The sequence below is a fragment of the Gordonibacter pamelaeae 7-10-1-b genome (assembly GCF_000210055.1).
Classification (GTDB): domain Bacteria; phylum Actinomycetota; class Coriobacteriia; order Coriobacteriales; family Eggerthellaceae; genus Gordonibacter; species Gordonibacter pamelaeae.
The window spans coordinates 438,329-442,004 of the sequence record NC_021021.1 but is presented as its reverse complement, the minus strand read 5'-3'; the positions used below and the strand labels follow the sequence as shown (position 1 = coordinate 442,004).

The 3,676-nt window shown below is 68.7% G+C and carries 4 protein-coding genes; 3 read left to right on the top strand and 1 reads right to left on the bottom strand.

Annotated features, from left to right (window positions below):
• Nucleotides 1-990 (top strand): RluA family pseudouridine synthase (locus tag GPA_RS02065; protein WP_041239958.1); only part of this gene is annotated, 990 nt, incomplete at its 5' end.
• Between the two features lie 112 nt (nt 991-1,102).
• Here the strand turns inward: GPA_RS02065 and GPA_RS02060 are convergent.
• Nucleotides 1,103-1,906, bottom strand: coding sequence for a putative ABC transporter permease (locus tag GPA_RS02060; protein WP_015538800.1), 804 nt, complete (start codon nt 1,904-1,906; stop codon nt 1,103-1,105).
• A 110-nt stretch (nt 1,907-2,016) separates the two neighbouring features.
• Between GPA_RS02060 and hemH the strand changes: the two genes are divergently transcribed.
• Together hemH and coaBC are read left to right on the top strand one after the other, a co-directional pair.
• Nucleotides 2,017-3,033 carry a ferrochelatase gene (gene hemH / locus GPA_RS02055; RefSeq protein WP_227115552.1) on the top strand — a complete coding sequence of 339 codons (1,017 nt, stop codon included), beginning with the start codon at nt 2,017-2,019 and terminating at the stop codon, nt 3,031-3,033.
• Nucleotides 3,033-3,676 (top strand): bifunctional phosphopantothenoylcysteine decarboxylase/phosphopantothenate--cysteine ligase CoaBC (gene coaBC / locus GPA_RS02050; RefSeq protein WP_041239956.1); only part of this gene is annotated, 644 nt, incomplete at its 3' end. The genes hemH and coaBC, both read left to right, overlap by 1 nt.

The window sequence follows — 3,676 nt, the reverse complement described above, 5'->3', positions numbered from 1 at the left end:
GCGCGCCTGGACGCGCTCACGGCCGAGCGCGGACTATACCCCAGCCGCAGCGCCGCCGCGCGCGCCATTGAGGAGGGCGCCGTGTTCGTGAACGGCGCGAACGTGGCCAAGAAGCACGCCGTGGCGGCCGGCGACACCGTCGTGTACGAGGCGGCCGAGGAGGCAGCCCCCCGCGCGCTCGAAGGCGAGCCCATCGACCTGGACATCCGCTTCGAGGACGAGCACCTCCTGGTGCTGTCGAAGCAGGTGGGCCTGGTGTGCCACCCCTCGGTCGACCACTACGACGGCACGCTGGTGAACGCGCTCGTCCACCATTGCGGGGCCGCCAACCTGTGCAACGTGCAGGGCGAGGACGACCGCCTGGGCATCGTGCACCGCCTCGACCGCGACACGAGCGGCCTCATGCTGGCCGCCAAGACCGACGAGGCGGGCTACGCGCTCATGGAGGACATCCGCGCCCGCGCCGTCGACCGGCGCTACCTGGCGCTCGTGCATGGCGTCATCCCGCACGACACCGGCATGGTGGACGCGCCCATCGCCCGCGCCGAGAAGGAGCGCACGCGCATGGCCGTGCGCGACGTGCCCTCTGCCCGCGACGCGGTGACGACGTTCCGCGTGCTGGAGCGCTTCGAGCACGGGCCGCGCGACGATGGCTACTCGCTCATCGACTGCAAGCTGTTCACCGGACGCACGCACCAGATCCGCGTGCATATGGAGTATGCGAAGCACCCGCTGGCCGGCGAGCCGGTCTACCGCTCACGCGCCCCTAAGGACCCGGCTGCCGACCTGGGGCTCGAGCGCCAGTTCCTGCATTCGTTCCAGCTGGCGTTCACCCATCCCGCCACGGGGGAGGAGCTCTCGTTCGCCGACAACCTGCCCGCCGACCTGCAAGCCGCCCTCGATTCCCTGGCCGACCGCAGCCGCGGCCGCACCGAGGCCGGCGAGGAGGTCTTCGAGTTGCTGAGGGATGCGCCGCGCCCGAGGCTGTAAGGCAGGGGCAAGACAGCAAGGGGTAAGACAGGGGGACGGTTCTCTTGTCCCCCTCCACTCCTTGCTGGCTTTCATCGAACAGGGGGACAAGAGAACCGTCCCCCTGTCTTGCCTATCCTTTCCCGTACACGCTCATGTTCTGCATCCTGGCTTGCAGGAAGCTGTCGGGGAAGTGCTCGTCGAGGAAGCGCTGCTCCCAGGTGGTGGCGGGGACGCCCTGGGCGCGCTGCCCCTCGCGGTCGAGGGCGAGCACCGTCACCGCGATGTCTGCGGCCAGGAAGGCCGTCATGAGCACCGTCACGGCGCGCACGGCTGCGTTTTGCGCGTTCACGTGCGAGAACGCCTGCTTGACGGCAGGCAGTGCCACGCGTACCCACACGAGGCCCAAGAGGCCCCACATCATGCCGAACGCGAAGTTCGTGCGCCCGTTGATGGAGCCGAACGTGCCCGAGTAGTTCCAGGCCACGGCACCCCAGAAAAACTCCATGCCCCAGCTGGTCACGTACTCCAGCACGCTGCCCACCACCATGGCAACCAGGAATATGACCAGGTTGTGCGAATGGTAGAAGCAGTTGAGGAACAGCGTCAGCACCACGGCGCCCACGCCGTAGATGGGCGAGAAGGGTCCCCACACCAGGCCTGCGCGGCTCTCGAGGCCGCCGTAGACGATGGCGTGGAACACGGTCTCCACGGCGAGCCCGATAACGCAGCCCGCCACGAACAGCCAGAACAGGGTGAACCAGTCGAGCCGCAGATAGCCGGTGTTGTGGAACACCTGGGCCTTTACCTCCTGCTTGACCTCGCGCAGCAGGCCCGTGCCCTCCGAGGCGCCCGCGCATGCGGGCGCAGCCCCCGAAGGGGCCGGAGCATCGCCCTCCGCTTCGGGCGAACCCGGGTTTTTCGGTTCTTTCTCCATTCGTCCGTTCCTCGAGGGGCCGATAGGGCTAAACTATAGCAGATTTCTCAAGTTGGACGGGCACCGTTTCGCCTCGGCGACGCGCGCGGGCCGGGAAGGGGATCGACATCGTGCAAGAAGGGGACCGCACCGGCATTCTCCTGGTGAACACCGGCACGCCGGACGAGCCGCGCCCGCATGCCGTGCGAAAGTACCTCGCGCGCTTCCTCATGGATCCGCGCATCGTCCCGATGAACCGTGTGGGCTGGTGGTTCGTCCTCCACCTGTTCATCCTGCCGAAGCGCGGGCGCGCGTCGGCGGAGAAGTACGCGAGGATCTGGACCGACGAGGGCTCTCCCTTCACGGTCGCCCACGGGAAGCTCGTCCGCGGCCTGGACGCGCAGCTTGCCGAGGAGGGCCTCGATGCCGTCGTGCGCTGCGCCATGAGCTACAGCGCCCCGTTCGTGCGCGATGCCGTGCGCGAGCTGAAGGAGGCCGGCTGCACGCGCCTCGTCGTGCTGCCGCTGTACCCGCAGAGCGCGCATTCCACCACCGGATCGGTGTCGGACGGCGTGGCCCGCGCGCTGCGCCGCGAGCGCTGGAACGTGCCGTGCGACTTCGTGGACAACTACCATGACGACCCCACCTACGTGCGCGCCATCGCCGCCTCCCTACGGCATGCCGGCTTCGATCCCGGCTCGGACGACAAGGTGCTGTTCTCGTACCATTCCATCCCGCTCGCCGACATCGAGGCGGGCGACACCTACGAGCTGCAGACGGGCGCCTCGAGCCTCCAGATAGCGGGCGAGCTGGGTATCGAGCGCAACCGGTGGACCATCGGCTACCAGTGCCGCTTCGACAAGGGGCGCGAATGGCTCTCGCCGTTCACGCGCGACGTGCTGGCGCGCTGGGCCGAGGCGGACGTGGGTCGCGTGTTCTTCGTGTGCCCGAACTTCGCCGTGGACTGCCTCGAGACGCTCTACGACATCGAGCACGAGCTGAAACCGTTCTACTTCGACCAGATCAGGAAGGCGGGCCGCGAACCGCGCGAAGGCGCTTTCACGTATGTACCCTGCCTCGACCGCAGCCGCGCGCACGTGAGGGTGCTCGCCGACGTGCTGCGCACCCCTTTGGAAGGAGGCCGCTGATGGCCAGGGAGGAAGGCGCCGCAGCCCCGGCGCCGCAGAAGACGGTGCTCGTGGGCGTGACGGGCTGCATCGCGGCCTACAAGTCCTGCGAGATCGTGCGCCTTCTGCAGAAGGCCGGCGTGAGGGCGAAGGTGGTCATGACCGAGCACGCCACCGAGTTCGTGGGTCCCACGACGTTCCGCGCGCTCACGCGCGAGCCGGTGGCCGTGGGCCTGTTCGACGACCCGGCCGACCCCATACACCACGTGTCGCTCGCGCAGGAGGCCGACTGCTTCGTCATCGCGCCCTGTACGGCGAACGTTATCGCCAAGATAGCGAACGGCCTGGCAGACGACCTGCTCACCACCACGGCGCTCGCCTGCACGTGCCCGCTCGTGGTCGCGCCCGCCATGAACGTGCACATGTACGAGAACCCGGCGACGCGCTACAACCTGGGCAAGCTGCACATCCGCGGCGCACGCATCGTCGAGGCCGGCGACGGGTATCTGGCCTGCGGCGACGTGGGACGGGGCCGCCTGGCCGAGCCGGCCGACATCGTGGCCGCCGTGCTCGAGGAGCTGGATATGCGCCGCGACCTGGCCGGCCGCCGCGTCATGGTCACGGCCGGGCCCACCGTGGAGCCCATCGACCCGGTACGCTACCT